Source organism: Falsiroseomonas sp., from assembly GCF_030695085.1.
Lineage (GTDB): Bacteria > Pseudomonadota > Alphaproteobacteria > Acetobacterales > Acetobacteraceae > Falsiroseomonas.
In genome coordinates, this window is sequence record NZ_JAUYTS010000162.1 from 1 (window position 1) to 2,203 (window position 2,203).

At 67.6% G+C, this 2,203-nt stretch carries 3 protein-coding genes; all 3 read right to left on the reverse strand.

The window, feature by feature from the left end; genetic code table 11:
• A partial coding sequence (locus Q8S40_RS18185; RefSeq protein WP_305671509.1) for a histidine phosphatase family protein occupies window positions 1-596 on the reverse strand: 596 nt, incomplete at its 3' end.
• Window positions 597-604: 8 nt separating this feature from the next.
• A complete protein-coding gene (cobT, locus tag Q8S40_RS18190; RefSeq protein ID WP_305671510.1) occupies window positions 605-1,720 on the reverse strand; it encodes a nicotinate-nucleotide--dimethylbenzimidazole phosphoribosyltransferase in 1,116 nt (371 codons plus the stop codon).
• Window positions 1,657-2,196, reverse strand: coding sequence for a bifunctional adenosylcobinamide kinase/adenosylcobinamide-phosphate guanylyltransferase (gene cobU / locus Q8S40_RS18195; RefSeq protein ID WP_305671511.1), 540 nt, complete (start codon window positions 2,194-2,196; stop codon window positions 1,657-1,659). Before cobU ends, cobT begins: the two co-directional genes overlap by 64 nt.
• Between the last annotated feature and the right edge of the window lie 7 nt (window positions 2,197-2,203).

The window sequence follows — 2,203 nt, forward strand, 5'->3', positions numbered from 1 at the left end:
TGCGGACTACCGTGGAACACCAGTTGCGGCAGAGCCTCGCTGCCGCTGCCGATGACCCGTACCCGGCTCATGCCGGCGAACGGCACTTGCAGGCGAAACATGTTCTGGAGCGGAATTTTCAGGACGTGGCAGAGAATCACGCGGTTCACGCCGCCGTGCGCCACCAGCAGGATCTTTTTGCCCGCGTGGCGAGCCAGCGTATCGATCCAGCTCGCCGTCACCCGCGCAGCGAAGGCCTCCAAGGACTCCCCGCCGGGCGGCGTGTAACAGGCCGGGTCGCGCCAGAACAGGTCGAGGCAGTCGGGGGCGCTTTGCATCAGCTCCTCGGACGTGCGGCCTTCCCACTCGCCGAAGCCGATCTCCTTGAAGCCTGCCTCGGTTTCCAGCGGGACATCGGCGCTTGCGGCAAGCTCGGCGGCGAATTCGGCGCAGCGCAGCAGCGGGGAACTGACCACGATCTGCCACGGGCTCTCGCCCTGGACGGCTGCGCGCATCTGCGCCCAGCCCGTTTCGCTCAAGGGATCGTCGGTGTGACCGCGAAACTTGGCGCCACCGATGGGTTCCCCGTGGCGGATCAGGTCGATGGTAGTCACCATGGCGGTTTCTAGCATGAGCCTTCCGACACCCCGGCATCGCCGAAAGTGGCCATTTGCCCGTGCAGCGCGGCGGCGAGCCGCAGGATCGGCAGCGCCACCGCCGCGCCGCTGCCTTCGCCCAGACGCATCCCCAGGTTCACCAGGGGCTTGGCGCCCAGCGCCTGCATCAGGTGCACATAGCCCGGTTCGGCAGAGGCATGGCCGTAGAACCACCAGTTTGCCGCATCCGGCCGGATTTTCATCGCCACCAGTGCCGCAGAGCTGGCGATGAAGCCGTCCACCAGAGCCGGCAGGCCGGCCTGGGCGCAGGCGATGTAGGCCCCGGCAAGCGCCGCGATCTCGAAACCGCCGACGTGGCGCAACGCTTCGAGCGGGGAAGTCATGGCCGCGCGGTGCAATTCCAGCGATTCGTCGATGATCCGCGCCTTGCGCGTCACCCCCGCCGCATCCAGGCCCGTGCCCGGCCCGGCAATCTCGCTGGCGGACCGCCCCAGCAGGGCGCAGGCCAGGGCGGTGGCGGCGGTGGTATTGGCGATCCCCATCTCGCCGCCGATGAAGAGCTGCGCATCGCCTTTCAGCGCCCGCTCCACCGCGTCACGACCGGCCTGCAAGGCCGCCGCCAGCTGCGCCCCGGTCATCGCCGGACTGCGGCGGAAATTGGCCGTGCCGCTGGCCGCCTTCTGCACGACCACGCCGGGCAGGGCTTCGCCGTTCCCAACGCTGCCCACGTCCACCACTTCCAGAGAGGCCCCCAGGTTGCGTGCCAGCACGCTGATCGCGGCGCCGCCGCGGGCGAAATTCAGGATCATCTGCCCGGTCACCTCCTGGGGGAAGGCCGACACGCCTTCCACAGCGATGCCGTGATCGGCGGCGAACACCACAATGCGCACCCGCGAAAGATCCGCTTGCTGGGTGCCCTGCATCCCGGCGAGGCGAATGGCGATCTCCTCCAGATAGCCCAAAGAGCCGGCCGGCTTGGTGAGCTGCATCTGGCGCGCCTGCGCCGCCTTTAGCGCCGCATTATTCAAAGATGCGGCCGGCGTTTCCAGCCAGTTGAAACTCATAATGGATTCCCTTTCAAAACCAGCGGCAGACCTGCCGCCACTAAAGTCACCCGGTCGCACAGTTGCGCCAGGTCCTGATGCAGGCGCCCCGCCTCATCACAATATCGCCGGGTCAACTCCCCCAGCGGGACGATTCCCATGCCCACCTCGTTGCTCACCAGGATGACCCGTCCCGGCAAGCCGGGCAAGGCATCCAGCAATGCCGACCGTTCCCGCCGGTAAAGCGCCTCTTCGGCAATCACGTTGTTCAGCCACAGGGTCAGGCAGTCCACCAGCAGGCAGCGGTCCGAAGCAGCCGCGCCCTGAAGCGCTGCGGCGAGGTGACGGGGCTCTTCCACCAAGCCCCACCCGCCAGGACGCCGTTCCCGGTGGTGGGCGATGCGCCCGGCCATTTCGGCATCGCCGGCGGTGGCCGTGGCGATGTAAACAACACCAAGACCGCTTTCTGCGGCGAGGCGCTCCGCCAGGGCGCTCTTGCCCGAGCGGGCGCCGCCGAGGATCAGTTCCTTCATTTCAAAACAAGCGCCCTTCACCATTGCCCCC

Coding starts and splice junctions, on each gene's coding strand:
- cobU (WP_305671511.1), bottom strand. CDS start 2,196: ATGGTGAAGGGCGCTTGTTTTGAAATGAAGGAACTGATCCTCGGCGGC.